Here is a 23,934-nt window from a genome sequence, read left to right as displayed (position 1 = left end):
ATCGGCTTACATAACAACACGCAAACCGATATTCCCCCTTTATAGTAAGCAGCCTCAAATAACATGAAGAAACCTAAATATCATTAAGATATGTTTAGGTTTCTGGAATTAATGTTTGAGTTTGCCTTGGTGGCCTTTGCCCTTATCGTCATCTACAATTTCAATTGAATCCAGCTGCTGTCTGAAATTGTTACGAATGTTACCCAAATAAATCTCTCTTAGCTTGGCACGTTCCACAAGTTCTTCCTCTGACAGTCCAGTGGATTTCTGCTTGCGAGCCAATTCATTAATACGTGCTACCAGACTATCTATATCCAAGCTTGTCCCCTCCAAAAATACAAAGTCACATTAACTTTGACATGATAAGGGCTGCTTGTCAAGTTGGTACGCGGCAATGCCTGTTGATACGAATTTCTATTTAGCAAACTGAGGTAATATCAGAACTTGTCCAGTCTGAATTGTAGTTGATTCCAGCTGATTCACCTTTTTTATTGCTTCTATATATACCCTGGTGTCCATTGTTGCTGGCTTATGCTCCAAAGAGATGCTCCACAGTGTTTCCCCTTGAGATACAGCGATCTTTCCCCCTGGAAGTAAATCATTTTCGTTGCCGGCAAAAACGGTCAGTACAGTGCTGCAACCTATAAATATGATTAATGAAGCTATAGCTAGTTTGATTAATCCTGAGGAAAGCTTGAAACGTGCCATAAATGTTCTCAATTGCCCTATGTTAGACTTCACAGCTGCTGAATTTACCGGTTCATAAATGCTTTGATAAGTAGAATATCTCATGTGTATCCCGCCTCCAAACGTTTGTTCCTATCTCATGGAATCAATATAACACGAACATTTGTTTTGTTCAACACCTTTTTAGAACAATTGTTCGCTCTTTTTTCGATAATTTAACGACCTTTATCAGACCAACGAAAACTTCTCCTACTAGTAAGTCTTAATAAAGCAACTTATTATTGAAGTTTGATAACATAACTCAATATTTAAGTTTGAGAGAACGGATTCATACTGAGTCCTGGCAGAACAATTTTATATTCAGCATCTGCAAAGCAATTTTTTATACCGAGCATTGGCAAAACAATCGACAGCTATCAGAATTCATAATCTCAAGGAATGGCATATGTTCTAATCAGATCATGTCTTAATTTCGAAAAAAACACTGAAAACATGCGATTTGTTTAGAACTTATGTTTGTACGAACGGAGGTTCTATGTTATAATTTTCCCAAACGTTACTAAAATGGGGTTGATACGGTATGTCGAAGATATCCAGCAGGCAGCAGGCAATTCTGGAGTTTATACGAAATGAAGTCCGGTTGAAGGGGTATCCTCCTTCCGTACGGGAAATTGGCGAAGCTGTTGGACTGGCTTCCAGCTCCACGGTTCATGGTCATTTGGATCGTTTGGAGAAGAAGGGACTGATCAGACGCGACCCTACCAAGCCAAGAGCGATCGAGCTTTTGAGCCAGGAGGAGTCGGAGCATTCTCATCAATTTGCCCACAGCGTTGCACGAATTCCAGTTGTAGGTAAGGTTACAGCCGGGGTTCCGATTACAGCAACCGAGAATATCGAGGATTACTTCCCGCTTCCAACTCACTATGTTGGCGAACAGAAGGTGTTTATGCTTTCCGTTGTCGGGGACAGTATGATTGAAGCAGGAATCGTGAATGGAGATTATGTCATTGTTCGTCAACAGCAAACTGCGGACAATGGTGACATTGTCGTAGCTATGACTGAAGATGATGAAGCAACAGTGAAAACGTTCTATAAGGAGAAGGATCACATCCGCCTGCAGCCGGAGAATGCTACACTTGAGCCGCTTCGTTTGAAGCATGTCAGCATTTTGGGCAAGGTTATTGGTCTTTTCCGTGATATTCATTAATACAATCAGTTTCTATATTAGGTATATTTCACGTTATATGAAAGAGGTTGCCCTGACTACAGGACAACCTCTTTTATTCACTTTCATAAGTTACAAACATGCGCATGTATAATGAAGAAAACTCATCTATTTTTTGACAAGATAAAATTATTTATTGCGTTTAAGAACGCTTTTGTGATGGGAGAATACTTCAAAGCTTTGCTGCCCGTGATATGAACCCATGCCGCTCTCGCCAACGCCGCCAAAAGGAAGATAATGCGAGGTCATATGGGACAAAGTCTCATTAATACATCCCCCGCCAAAGGAAACCTGATTCAATACCTTCTCCTGCAAAGCCTCATCCTCCGTGAAGAGATACAACGCCAGCGGTTTCGGACGACGCACAATTTCATCAAGCATCGGATTAAGGTCACTATACGTGAAGACAGGCAAAACAGGACCAAAAATCTCTTCCTGCATTACGGGTGAATCCCAATCGATGTCAGTGAGAACAGTCGGTTCAATCATAAGTTGGTCGCGGCTCGATCGGCCTCCCAGAACTGTTTTCCCATTCGCAAGAAAAGCAGCTAAACGATCAAAGTTACGAGTGTTGACGATATGCGGAAAATCGGCATTTTGCATCACGTCATCACCAAACTTATCGTGTACCTCCGCCTGGATCTGTTCCATCAATTGATCATACACCTGCTCATGAACTAACAAATAATCCGGTGCTACACAGGTTTGTCCTGCATTCAAAAATTTACCACGTACAAGACGTTGTGCTGCCGTTTGCAAATCCGCGTCATGATGCACAATCGCCGGACTTTTACCCCCGAGCTCTAACGTTACCGGAGTCAAGTGCTCAGCTGCAGCTTTCATTACAATGCGACCTACGCCTGTACTGCCCGTAAAGAAAATATAATCAAATTTCTCATTCAGCAGCGCTGTGCTAGTCTCAACCTCGCCCTCCATAACAGCAATATACTCCTCAGGGTATACCTCCTGTATAAGATCATAGATTAAACGAGACGTTGCAGGTGTAAGCTCAGAAGGTTTGATCACTGCACAGTTCCCTGCAGCAATAGCGCCAATTAAAGGTCCAAACGCCAGTTGAAACGGATAATTCCAAGGGGCAATGATCAGCGCAACTCCGTATGGTTCAGGGTATATCGTGCTAACTGCATCCGTCATAACCGAGCTCGTTGGTACTGTACGCGGCGCAGCCCAGTCACGCAAATGCTCCAGCGCATGATCCAGCTCCCCCAATACAATGCGAATCTCGGAACCGAAACCTTCAGCTTCAGATTTATTCAGATCAGCTCGAAGAGCATTCAGAATGCGTTGCTGGTACTTTTCAATCCCTTGTCTCAAGTCTTTCAAAGCCTGAATACGGTACTGCACTTGTTTCGTTTTTCCTGTATTAAAAAACATGCGCTGTGTATCAACCAGTTGTTTCGCTTGATTCATATGAACATCTCCAAATCAATTATTTAAAATTATATTGCTTCAAATTTAAAATCAGTATACTCTTTATATATGAAACTATCAACATATATTTGAAACATAATTGATGTAAATTTCTGAAAACCCACCTGTTGAATGCATAAAGAAAGGACCAGCAGCCCTGCCACCCGTCCTTCTCGCTTGTACGACCTCTTTTTTATTTCCACTCTCTTTGTTTTATGTACTGTGCTTCGTAAGCCACAATGAGAGTTGTTTCTTTCATCACCTGCTGCACATCATGCACGACCACCATCCCGCCGCTATAGTCGATATCAGACTTTTTACTTTTCACAAAAACACCGCAATCTTTGACATGGATTTCATCAGGATGCTCACTGTCATATACCAAGCTTGCAGGCAATGGTTCCATTAAATCCGTGTAAGGCCTGCTCATATCATCTCTGAAAGCTTGCATTTTTGAAGTGCTATCGAATGTAACACCCATTAAAGTAAAACTGAATAACACAGCAGTTAAAGTAGAAAACATCCATTTTTGTCGCATAAGTACCCGCCTCTCTAGATTGAACTATCCTAGAATTTGATATGATTTGTTGAGTGCTTCACCAAAATTAACAAATAGACAAATGATTAGCACCATCGTTAAAACTGCAATGAAACTAATGATCCAGATTTTCCTCCAAAATGTATTGTTCATCGCGTTCACCCTTTACTCGTTGGTATGCCTATGATATAAACTAGGCTTCACGGTAGAAGGTTTGCTTTTATTTTGCAAGTTCAATAAAAAATACTTTTATAAATGAACCGTGGCCTTCTTGCGCTAAACACGTCTGCAGTTCCCCTCCCCCTATTGATCTGATTTTCACGTTATTACAAAAAAGGACGGCACAAAACGCCGTCCTAACTTGATTTAAGCTTTAGTATACTTGAAATCAATTGGGAATTCGTCCCCTTCATGTCCGCTGTCATTGCGAGGATAAAGAACAACTTTGGAAAATGTCTTGACATCTCCAAGATTGATTTCTATCCATTCTGTATGATTGGAGCTTTGACCAAGTTGACTGAAATAACCCATGAATCCATTGATTGAATTTCTTCTTCCGTCAACCACTTTGGCTTTACCCCATCCGTAATTCTCAAGTGAACTTGATGCCGTTACGGCTTTAAATAAAGCTTTATTATTTGACGTATCGCTCCAAGACCAGTCAGAAGAATTCAAGCTCCAACTATCGTAGTAATTTGGAATGTACATGGTTTTTGCAGAGCTATTTACGGTCATTGGAAGCATGATATAGCGTGAATCAGCAAGATTACCTTGAGCCCATCGTCCACCGACATAAATAAAAGTATTACCTGCCCTGATAATATTCTGTGTCTGGGTATTGTAGGTATTGGTTTCAGGCGGGGCGACATCTACTCGATCTGACCAAGGACCTGCGAGCGAGGTGGCCGTTTGGTAATTATTCCGATTAGTTGACCATCCTGTCAGTTCCGAGCTGAGTAGATAATAGACTCCATTCACCTTCTGAACAGCTGGCGCCCGATGTGTCCCAACGATGCGACTTCTGAATCCAGGTCGGTGTAGCTAGAATTCATTTAAAAAAACTTCAAGTTTCTAGCACCATTAACATCATCATCCGCAAACATGTACCCGGTCCCATCATCATCTACCCAGGCTGTTTGATCACGTAATAATTTTCCAAGCATATTAGAGCTTCCTTTGCACGTATATGGCCCAGTGATAGAATCGCTCGTAGCAATGCCAACCTTACCTTCACCATATCTCCTACCAGAAACGAACCGCTCAAAGATATCTCGAAGGCTTCCTCTGCAGAAGACCCGGGCAAGTATCTGGTCAAATAATCAACAGCCATACCCACTAAACTTGCATGAAGGTTTTCTTCTGGGTCAAGCTCAATCCCATCACTCAACACTATCTCTTTAAAGTCTCTGGGCCGTATGTAGCCTCCTCTAGGCTGTTTAACTTTGCTTACTCTTTGCGTAACTGAAACTATAGCAATCCAGCTCCTATGTATTATTTATTGAGTTCCACTGATTGGGAATCTTTGATTTCCAAAAGCATTCATCGCAGAGTTTGTGCCGTTGGGTATGGCAACTTTATAATCCAGGAGCTCAATTCCATTCAATATCTTGATTCAATGTCAATGGAGAGCAAATGCTCTCCACGAAGTAGTCTAAATTGTAATATTTAATGTGTTATTGTTTGAATCAAATTCCATAGTTGCTACTAGGCCTTTGATAGCCTGTACTGGAATGTATGTAATGCCATTTATGACTTTTGGAGCTACGCTTAGCGTGCTGCTGCTACCATTATAGAATACCTTTTTGCTTCCCAAGGTCAATGTAACTTTGTGTTTATCTTTTGTTATGCTGATTGTCCCACTTTCAGGATAGTAAGCAAACGTTGCTTTCAATGCTTCAGTAATATCACGTAGAGGGACTAGATTATTCCCCTCATACTGTAAAGATTTATTCGTAAAATCGACTTTTTTAACATTGATAAGAACCTTTAGATTAGATTGCGTATACTTTGGTTTAGAATCTTTAGGTTTTGTGGATTTTGATGTAGATGATTTAGAGCTTTTTGACGAAGAACTCTTAGAAGACTTAGTAGAACTGGAACTAGATGACGACTTCCCTCCATTATGATAGTGATATTCCCCGTATTCCAGTCCCCATTTGGCGCAATTGGTCCAACACGTATGACCGCCACTTGCATCGGTTCTGCCTGGATGAGCGAACACACTTGATGTACTTGATAAAAGCAAAACAGATACTAGAGAACTAACCAGAAACTTTTTATTCACGATTTACACCCTCCAACTGGTACTATTTTCCTGCGCATCGTATCATACAAGATCTGAAAATTTAATATAAGATTAACAATTCCTATAGTTACTTTTCATTCAATTAGATATGAAGATTCATCAACATACTATCTGATAGTAGTTTTAATGAATGCTGATAACTTGATTAATACCCAGCAAGTTTAAAGCCTCAGAACCGCCATAAGTTCGTTCAACAATAAAACAACGAAAACAAAAATAAGCTATCAGAAGCTATTTTAGAGATGTTGCGCAAAATAAAAATCCACTTGAATGCCCTGCTTCAGAAGAACCGACTCAATATCTCTATTCGTTACATTGGTCTAACATCAATACTACAAGCAGGATAAGTATTTTCTTTATTTCTTGTGTATTCCATAGCTACTGTTTACTATCGAGATACCATCCGCGTTCCATATCCTATCCACTATTGAGCCTATTTCAAGGAACACAGCATCGCTCTTTTTATCCTTTAGATAACCAAAATGTAGATCAATATTGAGATCGATACCTTCCCAGATCTGCAACATGTTTTCATTAGCAAACCGCATAGCTATTGGCTCCGCCAGCAATGAACAACCAATTTCTCCTTGAACCAACTTCCCTATCAGAGATTCGTCATCGACATACATGATTTTTTGCGGAACCATATCCTGTTTCAGGAAGTAATCGATGGATTGTTTATAAAAGGGGCAACCTTGTGTTGTCCAAATCCACGGCTTTTCTGCAAAATACTCCAGGGACAACCTCTTCTTCGGTGGTGCATCCCAACTGTTGGGATAGACCACAACCATCTTGTAGGAATGGAGTTTGATGGAGTATACGGACGGATGTACAACATTCCCATAATAAAAACCTGCGCTTATTTTCGCGCTGGTCAAATCCTGGGTGAAATCTTCACTTTTAGTATCGATAAAATGCAATTCTACCTGCGGCAGGCATTTCGAAATAAAACTAATCAATTTCTCTATTCGAAGAAGCTGCCCGTTTGTATTTAACCCGATCCGAATGGTGTCTGATTCAGCCTTCAAATCACTCGCTTTAAGATAGAAATCATCTAGGGAGGTGAGTATTTTCTGTGCTTCCAACAATATCTTTGAACCTTTTTCTGTAATAGTCATTCCTTTGGAAGTTCGATAAAAGAGAGGAAAACCAACTTCTTTCTCCAAGGCTTTGATGTGTGCACTTGCAGCCGGCTGACTTGTGTTAAGATGCGCTGCCGCTTCGGTCAAATTGCCAGTTCGGGCAATTTCTATAAAGGTTTTCAATTGATACAGTTCCAACTATCCTAGACCTCCTCAGATGTATTTGCATGAATCATTCCGTTTTCCCGATGGGTCCGATCAGAACTTGAAATTGGACGGTTTTAATCATGATGAACTATAGTAATCCCAGATAAACTATATAAGGAGTATGCAATCATGTCTCTTTTCATTGCAATGTGCTTTTTTTCATTATCCATGTCGATCTCTCCAGGCCCTGTGAACATAACAATTCTTTCTTCTGGAGTCAACTATGGTTTTAAGCACTCATTACCCTTCGTATCCGGTTCAACAGTCGGGTTTACATTCTTGTTAACTGCTGTTGGTTTAGGGGTATCCAATCTCGTGGCGCAAGTCCCTATATTCTATGAATTGCTAAGATATATAGGGACAGGATACATGAGTTATATTGGCTACAAAATTATGGTCTCACGTTCAGAAATCGAGTTAAAAGAGGAACAACTGCCACGTTTTCGTCACGGTTTTCTTATGCAGTGGCTTAATCCCAAAGCTTGGATTGCATGTCTTTCCGGCGTTTCTGCCTTTGGTTCGAATACTTCCTATTCGATGCTTCTTGTGTTTGTGTGTATTTATTTTCTCATTTGTTATCTTTCACTTGCCTCCTGGGCCCTTTTAGGATCGAAATTACAATTTCTTATGAAAGTGAAGAACGGCATTAAGGTTTTTAATTTGGTGATGGGCGGATCATTGATTATTGTAGCAATTTTTCTTTTATTTTCGAACTATTAGGATTCAGAAGATTCGCTTGTTTTCTTACTCCGATTTCTCGAAGGTCTCGTCTCCCCATAACTTGACTCATTTGGCAATATGCAATTTCTGTACTTCTATATCACTACTCTGCCCGTTAGCTTAATGAATTAACGGGCAAAAACGATTAAGTATACACCTATTTGAGAATAGGAACATGTTCCTGTCAAATATAGTAATAGGTACAGGTTTTTGTCCCAGATATCAGCAAAAAGTAAGATAGTTCATATGTTTCTCCTCCCTTGACCCAGAGTCACATTCAACATTCATTGTATCCCATGGGACAAAACTTGTACCGATAAATAGAAAAAGCCGCTAAAATAGCGATATTAATGGTTACAAATATCAATGATACGTAAACTTTAAAGCGAAGGTATAATTGGATCAGAAAATCAAAAACCGGGGGACGTTTGGGGGACGCAACCTCAATAGAAGTGCAATTCCCTCAAAACGTCCCCCGGCTCATTTCCTCAAAACCCCGTAGTTACAAGGTTTTTTTCGATTAGTACAACGTGATATATTGATCGCGTTTCCATTGGTGGACTTGTGTTCTATTTATGTACGTTGATTTCATATGTTCGCATAACTCAATAAAAACGGGCATTTCTAGGGATAAATACAGAATAGCGAATTCAAATTTGATCATAAGTTTTCATAAGTTGGGGGACGTTTGGGGGATGAATTGGGGGATTTCTACTCTACAGTTATTTGGCTCAAATATTACGAATTTACAAGATTAAAATCCTTAAAAGAATATAATAAAAGAAAGAAACCGAGCCCTGGAATAATTCTTGGGCTCGACCTAATTATAAAGTAGCTGCAATTATCTCTTCAATCTTAATCCAACTGTAATCTTCTGCCCTTCTTACAAGTTTGACTGTCCTGTTTGGCCTGTCAATTGATGTGATTACACCCGTGATCTTTTCATCATCAAAAGGATTAAACACCGTCAGCGTAACAGAACAACATTGCTGATAAGATTGAAAAATGACTTCCTCAATCAGTTGTACCTCCTGTTCGTCCAACAGAGGCTTACCCAGTCTTTCTTGTACCTTCATTTCGTTATGTATTCCTTCCGATGTCCTGGAAGGATTAAGCAAGATCTTTCTTAAATACCGTTACCCGAAATCTAATCACCATAATTCATTACTACTCAGTATTGAGTCCAGTAATTAATGTTACTAGCAATTGTTGATTGTAGCATGTGGAAGCTTTGACTTTGTTTTTTCTTCTTCTCGCTCCCAACCTTCCAGAATTACCATGGTCGCAGTGTCTGACCTATCATCCCATTGTATGTAATTGGCAGACACGAGAACGTCCAGTGCAGCCATGACATCAGCTTTATATTTCCCCGTCTTTACCGTCAGCTCATGTACTGTAGAGAAACGTCGGCGGCCTTTTATAGTTGTATAAGATACGGAGTACCTTGCGTTGAAAATCCGATAGCACAAAATCTCCTCTGTTTTATTTTATGCAAACACTAGTTCTTTTATCAACAACAAAAATCCCCAATCACATGGTCTATGCACATATATAATATCCTAAGTGTTATAATTATTAGAACAATAATTCTAGCTACTAAAGAGCTATAGAGTATATGAAAGGATGTGAGCATTGGTCTGAGGGCGTTGAAGGGAGAAGATCTGAAATACATAAAATTATCGGATAATTTCAGGATGGAATTAGGTAGTGAATCTTTTGGAGAATTATCTATATGATCGTGCGCTAGAGTTACATTAATTGAAGGGAAAAATGATTCGTATGAGTGAACAAATGAATAAAATAAGTAACTACGTCGGTGTATTTGTTTTAGGAATACTTGTATTAATATTTTTTTTGGTGGCAATCATAGCTGCAATCCAGATGTTTATCAATATCTATAGGAAATTAAGAGGTGTTAAAGTAAGTAAGACCATATCTTGTAGAACGTGTGGACGATCAATATCAAGCTCAGCTTTAATTTGTCCTGATTGCGGAGAAAATTATGGTGAGCTGCATGGAGCAGGTGATTCCATAGTTATGTGTTTTTTTCTTGCTTTAGTTTTTTTCGCAACAGGAGTTGGACTTTTAACAGAATCAGTTGGATGGTTTGAACGAACATTTTTGAACTGATTGATGTATTCCAATTAACCCATAACTTACCTCCTCAATCTATTATGGCAAAACGCTATAATTAGATTGAGGTGTTTTTATGTTTAGCAGTCCAATGTTACTTGAAACAGCACCGGGTCCCTTCTCCCATTCAAATTATCTATTTGAGCCAAAGGTAGACGGTCACCGATTGATATATTCGCAACAGGACGGTAACGTCCGATTATATACACGTCACAACAACGATTGCACAACTCAGTACCCGGAACTTCAGCTACCTTTCGACTCAGACATCATCTTAGATTGGGAGGTCGCTTGTACCAATCCAGAGACGGGGATAAACGACTTTGAGGGTGTCATGAGCCGTTTCAGTACACGGCAGCATACAAAGGTCCAGCAGCTGGTCAAAACTATGCCTGCCACGTTTGCTATTTTCGACATCCTCCATTACAAAGATCGCGACTTGCGCAAGCTGCCGCTTATAGAGCGTAAAGTTATCCTTCACAGCCTCGTATTGCCTTCCAGCAGTTTCGGTATTTTACATTATGTCGAAGGCGCAGGAGAAGCCTTATACGAACAGATAGAAGCAAGAGGTATGGAAGGAGTAGTCGGTAAACGCAAGGACAGCCATTATGTCTGCAGGCGGTCTAAAGACTGTATCAAGGTTATTAACTGGTCGTGTACAAATGTGTTCATTACGGGATACAAAAAGAGTGAGTTTGGTTGGCTAGTTGCTGTTCTGGATGCCTCCGGGAAGTTACGACCAGTTGGAGTTATTGAGCACGGGCCGAATCAAAATCATAAGCAGGCATTCCGCAGTGTTTGCAAGCAGCTCGTAACTGGAGAGGACAAGAATCATGTTTACCTTCAGCCCCGTATCCAAGCACGGGTGAAAATGCGGAGCTGGACGAAATCAGGTCTGCTGCGCACTCCTGTGTTTGAACAGTTTATTGTGTGAGTAGAAAGAAAAAAAGGCTTCGCAATTAAGCGACAGCCTTTTTTTTCTTTACAGATTAATATTCGCTAACTTCAAACGTTAGGACACGATCAAACAGGATGTAGTCCTTACGACTCTTAAATGGTCCTTTGTTATTGTCATGCTTATCAATAGCATAGGACGCTCTTCCACTTCCCGCTTGTTTTGCTTCATACCAGTCGATGAAGTCAATTACTTCTTTCATACTCAGATCAAATTCCTTCTCTAACCCGGTAGTCATTGTAACTACTAGTATAGCACGGTTTCCTTGAGGCTCTTCTGGTTTTGGAGTTGGCTGGCCATCCACTAGGTATCCATCTTCATTAATGTCGATTCCATCCAGACTCAAATAACCATCTGCCTGATCTAACTTAATAACTACATTGTGAATATTGTTTGATAACCCATTTTTCTCATATACCAATGTTTGGCCATAAGTCATGCTGTTCTCACTAAAGTACTCCGTTGTTCCATCAATGGTTATAGCAATCTTTTTACTTTTGTTTGTGAAATTATCTGACAAAATCCTGACCTGAGTCCCCTTAAAGGCAAATGAGACTGAAGCATCTAACGATTCTGTGGCATGAGCGTACCCATTGCTAAGGTTCTCGCCATTACTATATTTAAGCCATTCTCCTTCATACTTGATAAGTTCATTCGAATCATCATAACGTTTCCATCCTTCTTCAGGAGCATAAAGATTCTGACCTAATGTAGCTGCGTATGTACTTGAATTTAAAAACGTAACCATCGCAAACATAAGAACTCCAAATAATACACCTATCTTCGTTCGAAAACTAAGTTTCACTATTATTCCTCCTCGGTAGTAACTCTAATGAATATTAAAGTAATACATCACTGAACATATGTCTAAACATAAACTTGCTGATCTATAAATATCATCTAATTTATTGCATTTTTATTTTATATTGGATGCGTATCTCCACAAATTACCCGTTTCTATTCTTAAAAATTTGAGTAAAATTACAAAGTATAGAGTCTCAAAGGAGGCATTATCATGTGCGGAAGATTTACAATTACAGATCCTTTGGAAGCAATCATCGAGCGGTACATGGCTTCTATAGCTGATGGATTTGAGTACAGACCAAATTACAACGCAGCACCTATGCAATACATTCCGACAATCATAGCTGGCAAAGATGGAAATAATAATTTGGGTGCTCTCAGATGGGGTCTTGTCCCATCTTGGGCAAAGGAAGATAAGATCGGAAACAAGATGATCAATGCTCGGGCTGAGACACTGGCTGAGAAGCCAGCCTTCAAACGCCTGATCAGTTCCAAACGATGTATCATTCCGACAAACGGATTTTATGAGTGGAAGAAAGAAGGTTCCAACAAGCGGCCGATGCGAATACTCATGAAGGATGATAGCATCTTTTCTCTAGCTGGTCTGTATGACACTTGGACCGATCAGGACGGAAACAAGTTGAGCACTTGCACAATTATCACGACGGAGCCTAATGAATTGATGGAAGATATCCATAATCGGATGCCAGTGATTCTGCATCCCGATGATGAAGCCGAATGGCTCGGTAAAGATAATAAAAATGTTCAATCTTTACTTAGACTGCTCCAGCCATATCAGGCATCTGAGATGCGAGTATATGAAGTGCCGAAGGAAGTTGGCAATGTACGAAACAATAATGAGGGATTGATCGAAGAAGTGGGTTGAATAGAAAAAAAATCCTCCTACTCTAAATGAAAAGAATCCTGACTAAAGGTCCAGGATTCTTCAGTAATACTTATTTATAGTGTGATGTAGGAAGAACTACAAGAGCAGTACCTTTACTATAATTTTCAGCTTCCATTGTTAATCTAATGCCTTTTCCAGTTATATTTGTAACATTAACTTCTACTTGCTCGATTTTCCCCTCTTCCAAAAAGAGAGTTTGAACTTGATTACCTGTTTCTAAATCTTTTAAAATGATTTTCCCAGAACCATCGAATAATTTAAGATCAAGAATCATTGTTTGATACTTACCATCTGGAAAATACTCAATAAAACCTAAATTATTTATCAATGATACTTCTTTGTTCTTACCTTCGGTATATTTAGCATCCCTTGTTAGTGCAGCATAATTCCCAGTATGATATATCATTTTTTCCTTATCCAATGGTGTTTTCGTAAGCTTTTCGCCAAAACTCATTTTTCCCGATTTCGAATCTACAGTGATGTTAGTATTTGTTGCTTCTTTTGCTAGACTAACTGGTATGTAAGTCTGTCCATTAATTACTACTGGTTGCGTTTTTGATTGAGGTGTCCAATTGCTACCATTCAAAACGTATTTCAAATTACTCACTGTTGCTTGAACTGTTTTACTTTTTGTTGCTGCATATGCTCCTGTTCCACCAACCATCAAGAATGCCATTAATAGTAATCCCGCTTTTTTAAATCTCATTTTTTTCCTCCTCAGAACTATTTTAGTTTCATACTACAACATTATCTCAAAACTTCCCTATATAGTAAATAAGTAATATAATCAGGTAGATAAATAGTTCTTAAGATGGAGGTTGAAATGATTAAAGACTTGCTTATTGCAGAGAAAAAGGGATACTCAGTTTGTTTGGTTTTTGAGGATAATTCAAAGTACATAGGTAAAATTGAAATGTCAGCTGATAGAGAAAGAGTTAAAATAAAGCACCAAAAAGCCACAGAATGGATTCCATTACATGATATCGTCAGTTGCTCTACCGTTATAAACGGTTCTTTTAAAATAAACTAAGTATGTCACAAGGCGTATCTTATTGCGAACGCCTTTTTCATTTTTCATCTATATCTAAACTTTTTCCCCTCATCCCAAACTCTTCTCCATTTTCAACGTAGTCATTGGAGCTTCCAGATCTGCAAGAGGAGCGACTTAGTTTTCTCATAAATTGCTTCATCCCGCTTGCCCAAAACGCAGTAGTGTTACAAACAACTTTCTAGCAACAAATACTCCAATCAAAATATAAACACTTAATAATTCTACTTAGAACATTCTATCCGCTTTACAGACTTAATGCTCTAACTCTAAAATGTACTCTTTTGAAGGCAAGATTAAATTAATCTTTAAAGGCAAAGGTAGTTCAAACTCTTTTATGATTGCTCTTACATAGCACTCTGCACTTCGCTTCTGTATGTCCCACGGAAAATAAATTGTGTGATTCTTCATTTACTGTCCTCCATGATGCCAGGCTTAGTATTTGAATTTCTTTACTAGTCACGAGAGTGGTATTTTACTGTGAAAAAAATCTTAACTTAATTAAATGCTTCTAATGAATCAAAGCATCTTATGCTCAATTTGTGGGCCAATGAAAGTTGTAAGGGATTAAATTCTATGTAACTAGCCCCAAGCTAATAGTATATTCAAAAGATAAACTTCCAGATATACATGAGTAGTGATTCATGAACCTTCCCATTGTTTTATATCCCAATTCACTAAGTAGACTTAGTCTTATTGTGTTGATTTATTAATTCATCTAACAGTTCAGATTGTTTTATAACCAGAGGATGTTCAATACCGTAGATGCAAACTAACTTATTTAAGACATCCCTCTCTTGTTCTATTTTTTCTTTAATTGTAGGATTAGTTGACATCGCCCAATCACCTCTATAGCTAATCCTATCTCTTTCTATTCAAATTTAAGACTGGTGAATTTATACAAAAAAGACAATTAAAAAACCTCCATCTCAGGAGGTTTTGAACATTATTACATTATTATTCTGTTTTACCAACCGCCAGCACCATGTGAGCTCGTTTTTATAATGGAAATATCTTTTTTTGGAATAACTTCATTGTTATCTGCTGATACATGATTAAGTGGAGCAATTACCAAAATCGCTAATGTCACAGCCATAGAAATGATCTTCATCTTCTTCATATAACTAATTCTACCTCCTTTAAAATTGCTTTATACTTATCAAGTTGATCCTCTGTTGCTAAATGCCTCAATTTCTCAAATAAGCAGAAGCATCTGACCAAATAAGCATCATTATTTAGTTTAGCAGATATTGCCAAACTATCTAACACAAAGATTATACCAATACTTGGGCGTAGAGATCTAATATAATATTCAGCTAAATCAGCCAAGAAAACTACAAATCTGTCGTTAATTACTTGTGAGGTGTATGTTCCTACCCCTTTTTGGGAGATTACCTGATTGTGAATCATTTCATGATAACGTTCTAAAATATGATCAATATTACAGGAATATTTCAACGCTGCTCTAACAATTTTAAATAGACCTAGAAGTATTTCGTTATCATTGCTAGCCAGAGAATCTACATACTTATCAATAAGATCGATATCCCCTGTCATTATTCTATAAAGCATTCTATTAGCGGTGGCCCAAAATAAAAATTGTTTTTTAGTATGTTCTGCAGCAGCATCAGTTTCAACGATCCAACTGTGATCTTCGTATTTATCTAAATGATAAAAAGCTTGATTAAAATCCTGAGCTTCTTCGGCAACTGTACCTAATATCAAATGTGAGTACAAAATATATCCAAAAAGCATTTTTTTGGGAGCAATTAATTTCACCTTATTGCCCGTTCTTTGATGTTTTAAATCGTATTGTATTCTAGCTATTCTTCCCATTTCAGTGCTTAGTTGTTTTGCCTTTTCCCACTTCTGCAAAGAAACATACAAGTTAACAAGATCTTTCAATGCATCTAACTGTTCAAATTCACTGAGCCTTTTGACAAAAGGCTCAAATACAAGAGCAAGCTCATAATTGTGTTGCTGATCATCCCCAAGTGATAATTTAAAGATTCTATACTGGCACACAGCCAATCTTTCGGCGTGTTGGTAACGTTCTCCTTCTGAGACTTTTTTATAGATAAGAAGTGATGCTGCTGTATTGCCTTCATCATACAAAGATTCAGCAAAATCAAATAGCGAAGAAATATAGTAAGACTTCTCCAACATAAGATCAACAATTTTTTCAATACAGGTTAGCTTATTTAACTGTGAGCATCTAATTAGAAACGGCCGTAACCTTCTCCAATCTGTTGATGGATCAATCAGCAGCTCATCTACATATAAATCATAAAAAGTGCCCTCTTCAAGTCCCATTGTGTATGTCATTCTATCAAGAGCTTTGATCGGAATGAGCTGAGAACCATTTATAAAGCGACTCAGAGTTCCAGAATTTATACCCGATATTTCAGCAAAATGATAAACAAGCATTTGATTTTCTTCTATGTAATTTAACAACTCTTCCCGAATTGATTTTTGAGTTATCACTTCCAAGGATGATTTCACCTCCACTGATAAAAATCCATTTTTTATGTCTTTATTATCTATATAGGTAATCATATGGATTATTCTACCATTGGTCAATGCTTTCCTGCAAAAATACACAAACAATTGAATTTCGCAGAATTATAAGCTAACTTTTATACGAACAACAAAAAAAGGAACCAAACTACCCCGGCCCTTTAGGAAGTTCATCTAAAATTAGTTGAATCAGTAATTGTAGTATAGTGGAATGATTTAAGTAATCGACTTATCTGATCTTTCTGGAAGTCTACTATAACCATTAGCAGTCTCTAATTTGCCTCATTACGTCTGCATTTTAGAGAAAAGAACTCCCGATTAAAATTATAATTAGAGGCTGATCATTTTTGATATATACATATGTTCCTCTTCTTGAGTCTCAGCCCCACCTGTACCTCAAAATTTGTATGTAACTTTATTACTTTTAATGTTAAGAAATACTTATTACAATTATGTTTAATCTTTACTTTGCAATTAATCTTTCAAGGATAAAAGCCTTAGAGTCTTTAAACTCTAAGGCTTTTATTTTTCTCACAAATTCAATCATTAAATATCCATAGTTATTTGGTTATTTCTTTCAGAATATTAAGGGTTTTAAAAGCAGTGAGTGCATTAGCTTTTGAAGCATATATCTGTGGGCTCTCCAAATTGCTCAACTGAAAAATCTCTCCTGATTTAAAAACGATAAATCTTTTGAGTAACTTCACTAATCTCTCTTGATCCAGATCCTTAAAAACCTCTGATGTAAAAGTTGCCAAAATATGATCAAATTCGACTTGTTTACTTCTCGCTATATAGACATTATAATCAAAAGCCGCAATTGTAAAATCTTGCGGTAATGCATATACTTCAAGAGCTTCAATATATTCTTCTTTTTCGAAAGATTTTAATAGTTTTTTTTCAGTACGAACCAAAGTCCTAAGCTTACTATCTTGGAATGAATCACCCGAAATTCCGATATAATTAGGCTTAAAATTTAAACTCGTAATGATCTCTTTTGAAAAAAGATAAAAATCATTCCACTGTTTGATATCATTTGGTTCGATTTGTCCGTATAGAACTATCGAAGTTGTTAATCTTTCCTCCATGTACTACCTCCGTTATTTTTTTGGTGGCAAAATATAGATGTCCCCTGCTCTATTCCCCATAAGTCTTTGATTATCCTGCATCCGTTTTATTAAATCAGAGACTCTATCAGTTTTACTAGGAACCTCATATTGATCTATTTTACCATCTCTTCTAACCGACATTATATCAGGTCTTCTATTCGGGCTGATGCCCTTTATCTCATTCCCCATGCCTTTATTAAGATATACCTTAACTACATCCTTACTTTGAGCTAATTTTGTAGCTTTGTCGGTCATTGCCTCCCAGTGACCAGGTGTTTTATTAGTATGGGGCTTACTGGGATATACAATCTTAGAATTAGCCGTAGTGGATTTTACTGTTTGACTTACTTTGGAAGCTTGTATTGATCTTACTTCAGCTTTAAGCGAGTCAACAGACGGTGGCTTTACGAGTTTTAAATTACTTGATGATCTTGTAGTTTTAGGTGTACTATAAGTTATTCGGCTTACCGGAGAAACCCCTCCTCCACCGCCACCTGGACTCATTTCTTCTCTATGACCACTCGGATCAACATAAATTAGTGGATTGTTCTTCACATACGCATACAAGTTCAAACTCAGTGGATCGTATAGCTCACCCTCAAAGGTGTCCTCATTATTAAACCTTCCCGTATTTGGATCATACCATCGCGCCCGTAAATACTGCAAATGAGTAGTATCATCCCATAATTCACCAGAGTACAAGAACGGATTATGGACCTTTTCTTCTTTCGACTCCAGATTGCCCCAGACATCATACTGATATTTGTTTAACAACGCACCATTGGTATCCCTCAACTCGGTAATATCTCCGTGTCCGTTCGTTTGTACATACGCCTTACTAGCATCGGCATAAACAATTGCTTCCAGTTTAGTTCCGCGAATATAGTTGGCTTTGAATTCCGGCGTGCCGTTTCGCACTTCGGCTTCTGCAATGATCTGAGCTCCATCATCATAGTAGTAACGCGTGGTTAAACCATTTTCAGTACGCTCAACCAGCAGATTGTCACCATTGTACTGATATCCGACCGTTGCTGTATCTGTGGTGACTTGAGTCAAACGATCTTGGGTATCGTACTGATACTTGGTGTTGACCGCGTTAACTTCCTTGTCCGACTGCATCGTCAAGCGGTTACCTTGTTTATCATAGTTGTACTGCTCATTATTTCCACTAGCCGTGACTATGCGATTAAGCTGATCATACGTAAAGTCATCCTGTACACCCTGCTGTACACGCTTCGTTATATTTTTATTGTTATCATAACTATAATTGTACAAACCAAGCGTAGCTTGATCTCGCACTTGCTCGAGACCAACCAAATCCAGACCGATATACGTTTTACTATCATTCACACCATTTTGAGCCTGTGACGATTTGAGCAATCCATTGAGATAATACGTGTACTGTGAATCCGGTACATCCTTCAACGTACCCACAGATACCATTCGATTCATCGTATCATACGTGTAGTAAACCGTGTTGGAGAATGGCCCTTTCATCGCAGTTCGGTTACCGTTTAAATCATAGGTGAACTCGATTGCAAGTCCATCTGGATATGTCAGTCGTGTCAATTGTTCCGTTGCTTGATCGTATTGGTAGCCCGTCGTACCTGTACGGTCTGTCATGCTCGTACGTTTACCCACAGCATCAACTGCAAAGCTAATCGTTTCGTCGGAACTCGCTTTACGGATCAAGTTACCTCGTAAGTCATACTCATATGTGAAAGTATTACCATTGCGATCCACATATTTTGTCAGATTGCCGCCAGGTGTATAGTAGCTCTTCGTGCTATTACCTGACTTGTCCTTCGTCTGAATCCGGCGATTAAGCTGATCATAAATATTTTCTTTGATGTTACCCGCTGGATCAATTGTCTTGATCAAGTTACCTGTCAAATCATAGCTGTATTGTGTCTGTTCGCCGTTAGGGCTAGTCACTTGGCGAAGTAGCCCCATCACATCGTAATTGAAAGCAGTGATGTTGCCGTTGCCGTCTGTTTGCTCCAACGTATTGCCGCTGATGTTATCATATTTAGTTTTCTCCAGTGTACGTACTACCTGTTCCAATTGTGTTTTCTCTTCTGTTTTGATACCTTTGCCCCACTTGTCGTGGGTTACAATCTGGATATAGCCTTCCGCATCGGTACTTGTCGCTGTGCGAGTCACGTCATCATATTTCATGGCTGTGGACGTACCATCTGCTCCAGTAGTCATTACTATACGACTCCAGTTATCATATAGATTACGAGTACGGTTGCCCAGTGCGTCGTCTGTCCAAGACACCCGGCTGTATGGATCATATCCAGTACGTTGAGACACGATATAGCTGTTCCCTGAGTAATAACCATTCTCTATCGCCTGACCAAGTGAATTCCATTTGTTTATTCGCTGTTGACCAAGCTCATCCGTCACTTTGATTGTATTGTTTATATCATCGTAATCTGCACGAAGCGTCGTTCCGTCCGTTTGAGTTACTTCGACAGTACGACCAATCGCATCCAAGCGATATTTAGTAGTGCGCTGCTCTGCGTCCGTGGATGAAATTAAATCACCTGTGGACATATCATATTCCGCCGATGTACTTACAGGTGTTGTTTGACCGTCCACATCAGTCACTAACGTACTTAGACGAGTTGGAAATGCGTTCTGATAACGACCATCATATTCGAGTGTCGCATTTCGTTCCTCTTTGCCATCCGATATCCGTTGAGTTAACAAGTTACCATAAGAATCATAGGTGTAATCTGCCTGTGTCAACAGTTCACCACTGGCACTGTCTTTACGGTTCACAATTTGCTTAATGTTACCCAGGTTATCCCGTGTAAGAGCCGTATATTTCTTGTTGGTTACATCCACCATGTCGGTAACACTCGTTAACCAGTGTCTGGTATCATCATACGTACTGGTGGTGGTGCGTCCAGTTTCATCCGTTACCGAAGTAATATTACCGTAGTCATCCAACTGTACCGTAGTTGTTAAGACGTCCTTGGTTTGGTTATCCGTTACCGTGGTGACAGTTGGTGTTGGTGCAGCATAACTACGCCCTTTAACGGTTTTACCATAGGTATTCGTTGTTGTTTGAGTTTTACCCTCTGCACTAACTACACTCCCATCCAGATAGAACTGGGCTGGTGTATCATTGTTAATAAAATCTTTACGGTACTTATATTGTGTGTTGGTTAATCCATTACTCACCAAGACAGCAAAAGTTGTATCCTGTGAAAATGATGCTCCTATATCTGAAGTGTAGCTGTAAGTCTGACGGTTGAAATCCTCTGTTGATCCATTTTCATACGTAATCTGATCTTTACGAGAAAGTACACGATAGGCATCATTGAACGAATCTTCACCAATGTAACGCTTAACTGTTCCATTCTCATATTCATAGAACGTTTTGGCACCCGTGTTATGTTGTACAGATGTCAGCAAAGCGTACGGATTAAGTGCCGCACGTTCCGGGCTGAATCCAGGCAGGTTAAACTTGGCATCAGCCAGTTTGTAAGAATACGTTGTTTTTCGTCCCAGCGGATCGATGACCGAATCGAGTAGTTCTATGCCATTTTTCGTCTGTTTGTTATACGTGACTGTGCGGTTTCCTTGCACGATCGTTACAGCTGAAGAACTATAGCTGATACGAATTGTATTACCTATAGCATCCTTCACTTGGGTTAACAATTTGCTGTTATACAACGAATTATTTTCATAGAAAAATTGAACATCATTTTTCTTCCCATCGGAAATCTGGAGTAAACGTCCATCCGCAGAAAAATATTGCTTGGTTAAGCCATCTGCAGCAGTTATGACTAATGATGAGCTTTCCCCATTTACCGTTACCGAGGTATCTGGATTCACGGTAATGCCTTCCCATTCATACCCTTTAAGCGTATTCCCTGCAATTTCATATCGGCCACCATCTGCCATGTTCATATACGACTTGCCATTCTCCGTTTCGGTAAAAGGTAGTTTCCAAGACCAGCCTTTACCAAGTGGTGAACGTTTGTCTGCAGCGGCAGGAACCGTTTTGTTGTAGTAGGTGACATCAAAGTTACTACCTACTTGATAAGCTCGTATCTCTGCAGATGGACTTGAGGCCAAGTAATAGTTGTAACTACTATCCATTGAAGTAGAGATCCCTATTCCAGCATTACTATTTACGTTATTTTTCAAATCGTTAACTGCTGACCAATCGGGTGTACCATCCGTGTATAGCGTGATCGCTTCAGCCGGACCTTCTGTTACTTCCTGCTCTACCCAAGGCTGCTCTCGCACAGAATAAGCATAACGATACTGATATGGAGCCTTACCTGCAACCCAAGAATCATAACGCTGTTGAGAATACTGCCCAGGCTTAACGACACTTCCGACATAAGATTGAGAATATACTCGGGTGTCTGATTCTGGAATGGATACGGACCCGTTATAACGTGCTTCCCATGTTTTGGTACATACATAGTTCGCTACCGATTTATCTGGTGATGGGCAAGCTTTCGTAGCCGTCACCGAGGAACGGGTAAGCGTAATCGTCTTGCCCTCAACAGTCGCTGTTTTGGTATCTGGACATGGGCTACCTGAACCTGTCTGGGCCCAGACACCTTTGGAGTCATATTTTCCTGGAATTGAGTTCGTGCACGTCTGTGTTGGGGCAGTAATTGTGCGTGCAGGCTGATATTGTCCAGAAATAACCTGAACACTGCCTGATTTGTTTAGAGTACCGCTAAATCCACCCTGATTATAGCTTATACTCGAAGGTAGACTACTAAGGCTTCCACTACGAGTTTGTTGTTCTATGCGGCTTTCTGAGGGATTCCAAAATGTAATTTGTGTACTTGCCGCATTTCGAGCCTCAGCTTCAGTTGTAAAAGTACCTTGCAGTACAGTGGGTGTTTCCACAATGATCGTGTCATTATCTTTCAGACCGTCGCCATTGTAGTCTTCCTGAACCCACTTATTGAGTTTGTATTTGACATTATATTTGATAATTATTTTTTTCTTGACTGCCTGATACGTGAGAAAATAATTGTAGACCGGATACTCATATGTATTCGTTCCCACAGCCGGATCATAAAACTGAGCTGAATTCGAGTTATATTGCCTTTCCAATGAAAAGGACATTCCTGCACGGCCAGGCAAAGACGCATCAACATGATCCAACATCAGACCACCACTCATAGTCGAAATGGTCTCTCCGTTTTCACCCACGGTATAAGGAGCCTCGTTAAACGACTTTTTACTATAGACTGGTGCTTTTTCAGCGATATGTTTCCCTGGATCTGGGATACTCGTTTGTCCTGCAAGTGGTTTTACTTCTGATTTTGATTTTTGCTTCGATGGTGATGATGAATCGGATTGCTTTTCATTCGTAGTTGAAGCATCGTTTTTCTCCTTAACCAGTCCCTTTTCAGACACAGGTTTGGATACTTTTTCCGAGATATTCTTCGGTTCTGACTTCGATTCCATCGACGTAGGAGATGGACTTTCTGCACTTCCTTGTGATGAGGGTGTTTCCTTGGCTTCAGCAGCCTGCTTTCTTTCAAGGTTAGAAGTGATTTCGCTTGAAGGTGCTGTCGGTTCTTGACCTATATCCTGATTCGTTTGAGGTGCATTTTCATCATCCGTTGTAGTTTCTGTCGGTGTTGCTGTTTCTTCAGGCTCTTTTTCACCTTCTGATTGATCATCTGGATCAACCTGTTCTTTTTCCTCACCCTCAGCGTTTTTGTCTTCATCTTCTTTCGGTTCGTTTTCTTTCTCAAGGTCGGTATCTGGCGGGGCAGTCAGTTCCTCTTCCACCGCGAACGTTTCATACCGTTGCATAATGCTGGATTGGTCAGCTTCCACACCAGTGATTGGCGCTTCCTCGGCTACTACAGGGTCCGAATAGACGTCACTCGTGACCGTAGCGGATTCATTAACTTCCTGTGGGCGTACGCCTTGCAAGGCTTCGTCGAATCCAATCTGTTCGTCTCTAGCCTTATATAAAGCACTAATGACTTCATTCAACGTGTAACCCTGATCCAAGTAATCTTGGATAAAGCTCTCTGTTCTGTCAAACTGCTCAGAAATCAGAGGAAGAACTTCTGATTGAGAAGAATCTTGTCCTGTGGGAACGTTCTCTTCGATTTGTTCCCCTTGCTCTTCTGCATACGTAGTTGCCGGTATCCAGTTTCCAAAAAGTCCTGACAATACGGACACGATAAGCAGGACAGACATGAATTTTTTCCTTATAGATTTCTTCAACTTGTTCTCCCCGTTCAAATAGTGTGTGGTAACCT

At 39.5% G+C, this 23,934-nt stretch carries 21 protein-coding genes; 6 read left to right on the top strand and 15 right to left on the bottom strand.

Annotated elements, in window-relative coordinates; all coding sequences use genetic code 11:
• Window positions 1-108: 108 nt before the first annotated feature.
• Both IEW26_RS06250 and IEW26_RS06245 read right to left on the bottom strand, forming a co-directional pair.
• Window positions 109-318 carry a DUF896 domain-containing protein gene (locus IEW26_RS06250; protein ID WP_110896779.1) on the bottom strand — a complete coding sequence of 70 codons (210 nt, stop codon included), beginning with the start codon at window positions 316-318 and terminating at the stop codon, window positions 109-111.
• Window positions 319-414: 96 nt separating this feature from the next.
• Window positions 415-792 (bottom strand): LysM peptidoglycan-binding domain-containing protein, encoded by a 378-nt coding sequence (locus IEW26_RS06245; protein WP_111271737.1) that lies wholly within the window; start codon window positions 790-792, stop codon window positions 415-417.
• Window positions 793-1,267: 475 nt separating this feature from the next.
• Here IEW26_RS06245 and lexA point away from each other — a divergent pair, with 475 nt between their 5' ends.
• Window positions 1,268-1,894 carry a transcriptional repressor LexA gene (gene lexA / locus IEW26_RS06240; protein WP_090916776.1) on the top strand — a complete coding sequence of 209 codons (627 nt, stop codon included), beginning with the start codon at window positions 1,268-1,270 and terminating at the stop codon, window positions 1,892-1,894.
• Between the two features lie 147 nt (window positions 1,895-2,041).
• Here the strand turns inward: lexA and IEW26_RS06235 are convergent, their stop codons facing one another.
• The 5 genes from IEW26_RS06235 to IEW26_RS06215 form a co-directional block, all read right to left on the bottom strand.
• Window positions 2,042-3,343: an aldehyde dehydrogenase gene (locus tag IEW26_RS06235; RefSeq protein ID WP_188591735.1), complete on the bottom strand. Its 1,302-nt coding sequence runs from the start codon at window positions 3,341-3,343 to the stop codon at window positions 2,042-2,044.
• A gap of 193 nt (window positions 3,344-3,536) precedes the next feature.
• Window positions 3,537-3,881, bottom strand: a complete 345-nt coding sequence (locus IEW26_RS06230; protein WP_188591734.1) for a hypothetical protein — start codon at window positions 3,879-3,881, stop codon at window positions 3,537-3,539.
• A gap of 366 nt (window positions 3,882-4,247) precedes the next feature.
• Complete coding sequence (locus IEW26_RS06225) at window positions 4,248-4,859, bottom strand: discoidin domain-containing protein (RefSeq protein WP_188591733.1); 612 nt, start codon at window positions 4,857-4,859, stop codon at window positions 4,248-4,250.
• Window positions 4,860-5,532: 673 nt separating this feature from the next.
• Window positions 5,533-6,165, bottom strand: a complete 633-nt coding sequence (locus IEW26_RS06220; RefSeq protein ID WP_188591732.1) for a copper amine oxidase N-terminal domain-containing protein — start codon at window positions 6,163-6,165, stop codon at window positions 5,533-5,535.
• A gap of 377 nt (window positions 6,166-6,542) precedes the next feature.
• Entirely contained in the window at window positions 6,543-7,466 is a 924-nt protein-coding gene (locus tag IEW26_RS06215) for a LysR family transcriptional regulator (RefSeq protein WP_188591731.1), read from the bottom strand.
• A gap of 138 nt (window positions 7,467-7,604) precedes the next feature.
• Between IEW26_RS06215 and IEW26_RS06210 the strand changes: the two genes are divergently transcribed.
• Entirely contained in the window at window positions 7,605-8,195 is a 591-nt protein-coding gene (locus IEW26_RS06210) for a LysE family translocator (RefSeq protein WP_188591730.1), read from the top strand.
• A gap of 824 nt (window positions 8,196-9,019) precedes the next feature.
• Here IEW26_RS06210 and IEW26_RS06205 read toward each other — a convergent pair.
• The gene (locus IEW26_RS06205; protein ID WP_188591729.1) at window positions 9,020-9,271 is read right to left on the bottom strand and encodes a YolD-like family protein; all 252 of its coding nucleotides are present in this window, start codon (window positions 9,269-9,271) and stop codon (window positions 9,020-9,022) included.
• Between the two features lie 703 nt (window positions 9,272-9,974).
• On the opposite strand from IEW26_RS06205, the gene IEW26_RS06200 reads away from it, so the two are divergent.
• Together IEW26_RS06200 and IEW26_RS06195 are read left to right on the top strand one after the other, a co-directional pair.
• Window positions 9,975-10,325, top strand: a complete 351-nt coding sequence (locus tag IEW26_RS06200) for a hypothetical protein (protein ID WP_188591728.1) — start codon at window positions 9,975-9,977, stop codon at window positions 10,323-10,325.
• Between the two features lie 79 nt (window positions 10,326-10,404).
• Window positions 10,405-11,262, top strand: coding sequence for an ATP-dependent DNA ligase (locus IEW26_RS06195; protein ID WP_188591727.1), 858 nt, complete (start codon window positions 10,405-10,407; stop codon window positions 11,260-11,262).
• Between the two features lie 55 nt (window positions 11,263-11,317).
• On the opposite strand, the gene IEW26_RS06190 is transcribed toward IEW26_RS06195, so the two are convergent.
• The gene (locus IEW26_RS06190; protein WP_229729701.1) at window positions 11,318-12,088 is read right to left on the bottom strand and encodes a bacterial surface protein; all 771 of its coding nucleotides are present in this window, start codon (window positions 12,086-12,088) and stop codon (window positions 11,318-11,320) included.
• A gap of 210 nt (window positions 12,089-12,298) precedes the next feature.
• Here IEW26_RS06190 and IEW26_RS06185 point away from each other — a divergent pair, with 210 nt between their 5' ends.
• The gene (locus IEW26_RS06185) at window positions 12,299-12,973 is read left to right on the top strand and encodes an SOS response-associated peptidase (protein ID WP_188591726.1); all 675 of its coding nucleotides are present in this window, start codon (window positions 12,299-12,301) and stop codon (window positions 12,971-12,973) included.
• Window positions 12,974-13,043: 70 nt separating this feature from the next.
• On the opposite strand, the gene IEW26_RS06180 is transcribed toward IEW26_RS06185, so the two are convergent.
• Window positions 13,044-13,700: a stalk domain-containing protein gene (locus IEW26_RS06180; protein WP_188591725.1), complete on the bottom strand. Its 657-nt coding sequence runs from the start codon at window positions 13,698-13,700 to the stop codon at window positions 13,044-13,046.
• A 117-nt stretch (window positions 13,701-13,817) separates the two neighbouring features.
• On the opposite strand from IEW26_RS06180, the gene IEW26_RS06175 reads away from it, so the two are divergent.
• On the top strand, window positions 13,818-14,024 hold the full coding sequence (locus tag IEW26_RS06175; RefSeq protein ID WP_188591724.1) for a hypothetical protein: 207 nt from the start codon (window positions 13,818-13,820) through the stop codon (window positions 14,022-14,024).
• Window positions 14,025-14,719: 695 nt separating this feature from the next.
• Here the strand turns inward: IEW26_RS06175 and IEW26_RS30725 are convergent.
• From IEW26_RS30725 to IEW26_RS06150, 5 genes are all read right to left on the bottom strand, one after another.
• On the bottom strand, window positions 14,720-14,878 hold the full coding sequence (locus tag IEW26_RS30725) for an aspartyl-phosphate phosphatase Spo0E family protein (RefSeq protein WP_188591723.1): 159 nt from the start codon (window positions 14,876-14,878) through the stop codon (window positions 14,720-14,722).
• Between the two features lie 131 nt (window positions 14,879-15,009).
• Entirely contained in the window at window positions 15,010-15,162 is a 153-nt protein-coding gene (locus tag IEW26_RS06165) for a hypothetical protein (RefSeq protein WP_188591722.1), read from the bottom strand.
• Window positions 15,159-16,598: an XRE family transcriptional regulator gene (locus IEW26_RS06160; protein ID WP_229729700.1), complete on the bottom strand. Its 1,440-nt coding sequence runs from the start codon at window positions 16,596-16,598 to the stop codon at window positions 15,159-15,161. The genes IEW26_RS06165 and IEW26_RS06160 overlap by 4 nt, the downstream gene beginning before the upstream one ends.
• A 521-nt stretch (window positions 16,599-17,119) precedes the next feature.
• The gene (locus tag IEW26_RS06155; protein WP_188591721.1) at window positions 17,120-17,647 is read right to left on the bottom strand and encodes a hypothetical protein; all 528 of its coding nucleotides are present in this window, start codon (window positions 17,645-17,647) and stop codon (window positions 17,120-17,122) included.
• 12 nt (window positions 17,648-17,659) lie between these two features.
• Window positions 17,660-23,872 carry an RHS repeat-associated core domain-containing protein gene (locus IEW26_RS06150; protein WP_188591720.1) on the bottom strand — a complete coding sequence of 2,071 codons (6,213 nt, stop codon included), beginning with the start codon at window positions 23,870-23,872 and terminating at the stop codon, window positions 17,660-17,662.
• Window positions 23,873-23,934: the final 62 nt, after the last annotated feature.

Source organism: Paenibacillus silvae (assembly GCF_014639235.1).
Lineage (GTDB): Bacteria > Bacillota > Bacilli > Paenibacillales > Paenibacillaceae > Paenibacillus > Paenibacillus silvae.
This window is presented reverse-complemented; position numbering and strand designations above follow the sequence as displayed.

Coding starts and splice junctions, on each gene's coding strand:
- IEW26_RS06245 (WP_111271737.1), bottom strand. CDS start 792: ATGAGATATTCTACTTATCAAAGCATTTATGAACCGGTAAATTCAGCA.
- lexA (WP_090916776.1), top strand. CDS start 1,268: ATGTCGAAGATATCCAGCAGGCAGCAGGCAATTCTGGAGTTTATACGA.
- IEW26_RS06235 (WP_188591735.1), bottom strand. CDS start 3,343: ATGAATCAAGCGAAACAACTGGTTGATACACAGCGCATGTTTTTTAAT.
- IEW26_RS06230 (WP_188591734.1), bottom strand. CDS start 3,881: ATGCGACAAAAATGGATGTTTTCTACTTTAACTGCTGTGTTATTCAGT.
- IEW26_RS06210 (WP_188591730.1), top strand. CDS start 7,605: ATGTCTCTTTTCATTGCAATGTGCTTTTTTTCATTATCCATGTCGATC.
- IEW26_RS06205 (WP_188591729.1), bottom strand. CDS start 9,271: ATGAAGGTACAAGAAAGACTGGGTAAGCCTCTGTTGGACGAACAGGAG.
- IEW26_RS06200 (WP_188591728.1), top strand. CDS start 9,975: ATGAGTGAACAAATGAATAAAATAAGTAACTACGTCGGTGTATTTGTT.
- IEW26_RS06195 (WP_188591727.1), top strand. CDS start 10,405: ATGTTTAGCAGTCCAATGTTACTTGAAACAGCACCGGGTCCCTTCTCC.
- IEW26_RS06185 (WP_188591726.1), top strand. CDS start 12,299: ATGTGCGGAAGATTTACAATTACAGATCCTTTGGAAGCAATCATCGAG.
- IEW26_RS06180 (WP_188591725.1), bottom strand. CDS start 13,700: ATGAGATTTAAAAAAGCGGGATTACTATTAATGGCATTCTTGATGGTT.
- IEW26_RS06175 (WP_188591724.1), top strand. CDS start 13,818: ATGATTAAAGACTTGCTTATTGCAGAGAAAAAGGGATACTCAGTTTGT.
- IEW26_RS30725 (WP_188591723.1), bottom strand. CDS start 14,878: ATGTCAACTAATCCTACAATTAAAGAAAAAATAGAACAAGAGAGGGAT.
- IEW26_RS06165 (WP_188591722.1), bottom strand. CDS start 15,162: ATGAAGAAGATGAAGATCATTTCTATGGCTGTGACATTAGCGATTTTG.
- IEW26_RS06160 (WP_229729700.1), bottom strand. CDS start 16,598: ATGATTACCTATATAGATAATAAAGACATAAAAAATGGATTTTTATCA.
- IEW26_RS06155 (WP_188591721.1), bottom strand. CDS start 17,647: ATGGAGGAAAGATTAACAACTTCGATAGTTCTATACGGACAAATCGAA.
- IEW26_RS06150 (WP_188591720.1), bottom strand. CDS start 23,872: ATGTCTGTCCTGCTTATCGTGTCCGTATTGTCAGGACTTTTTGGAAAC.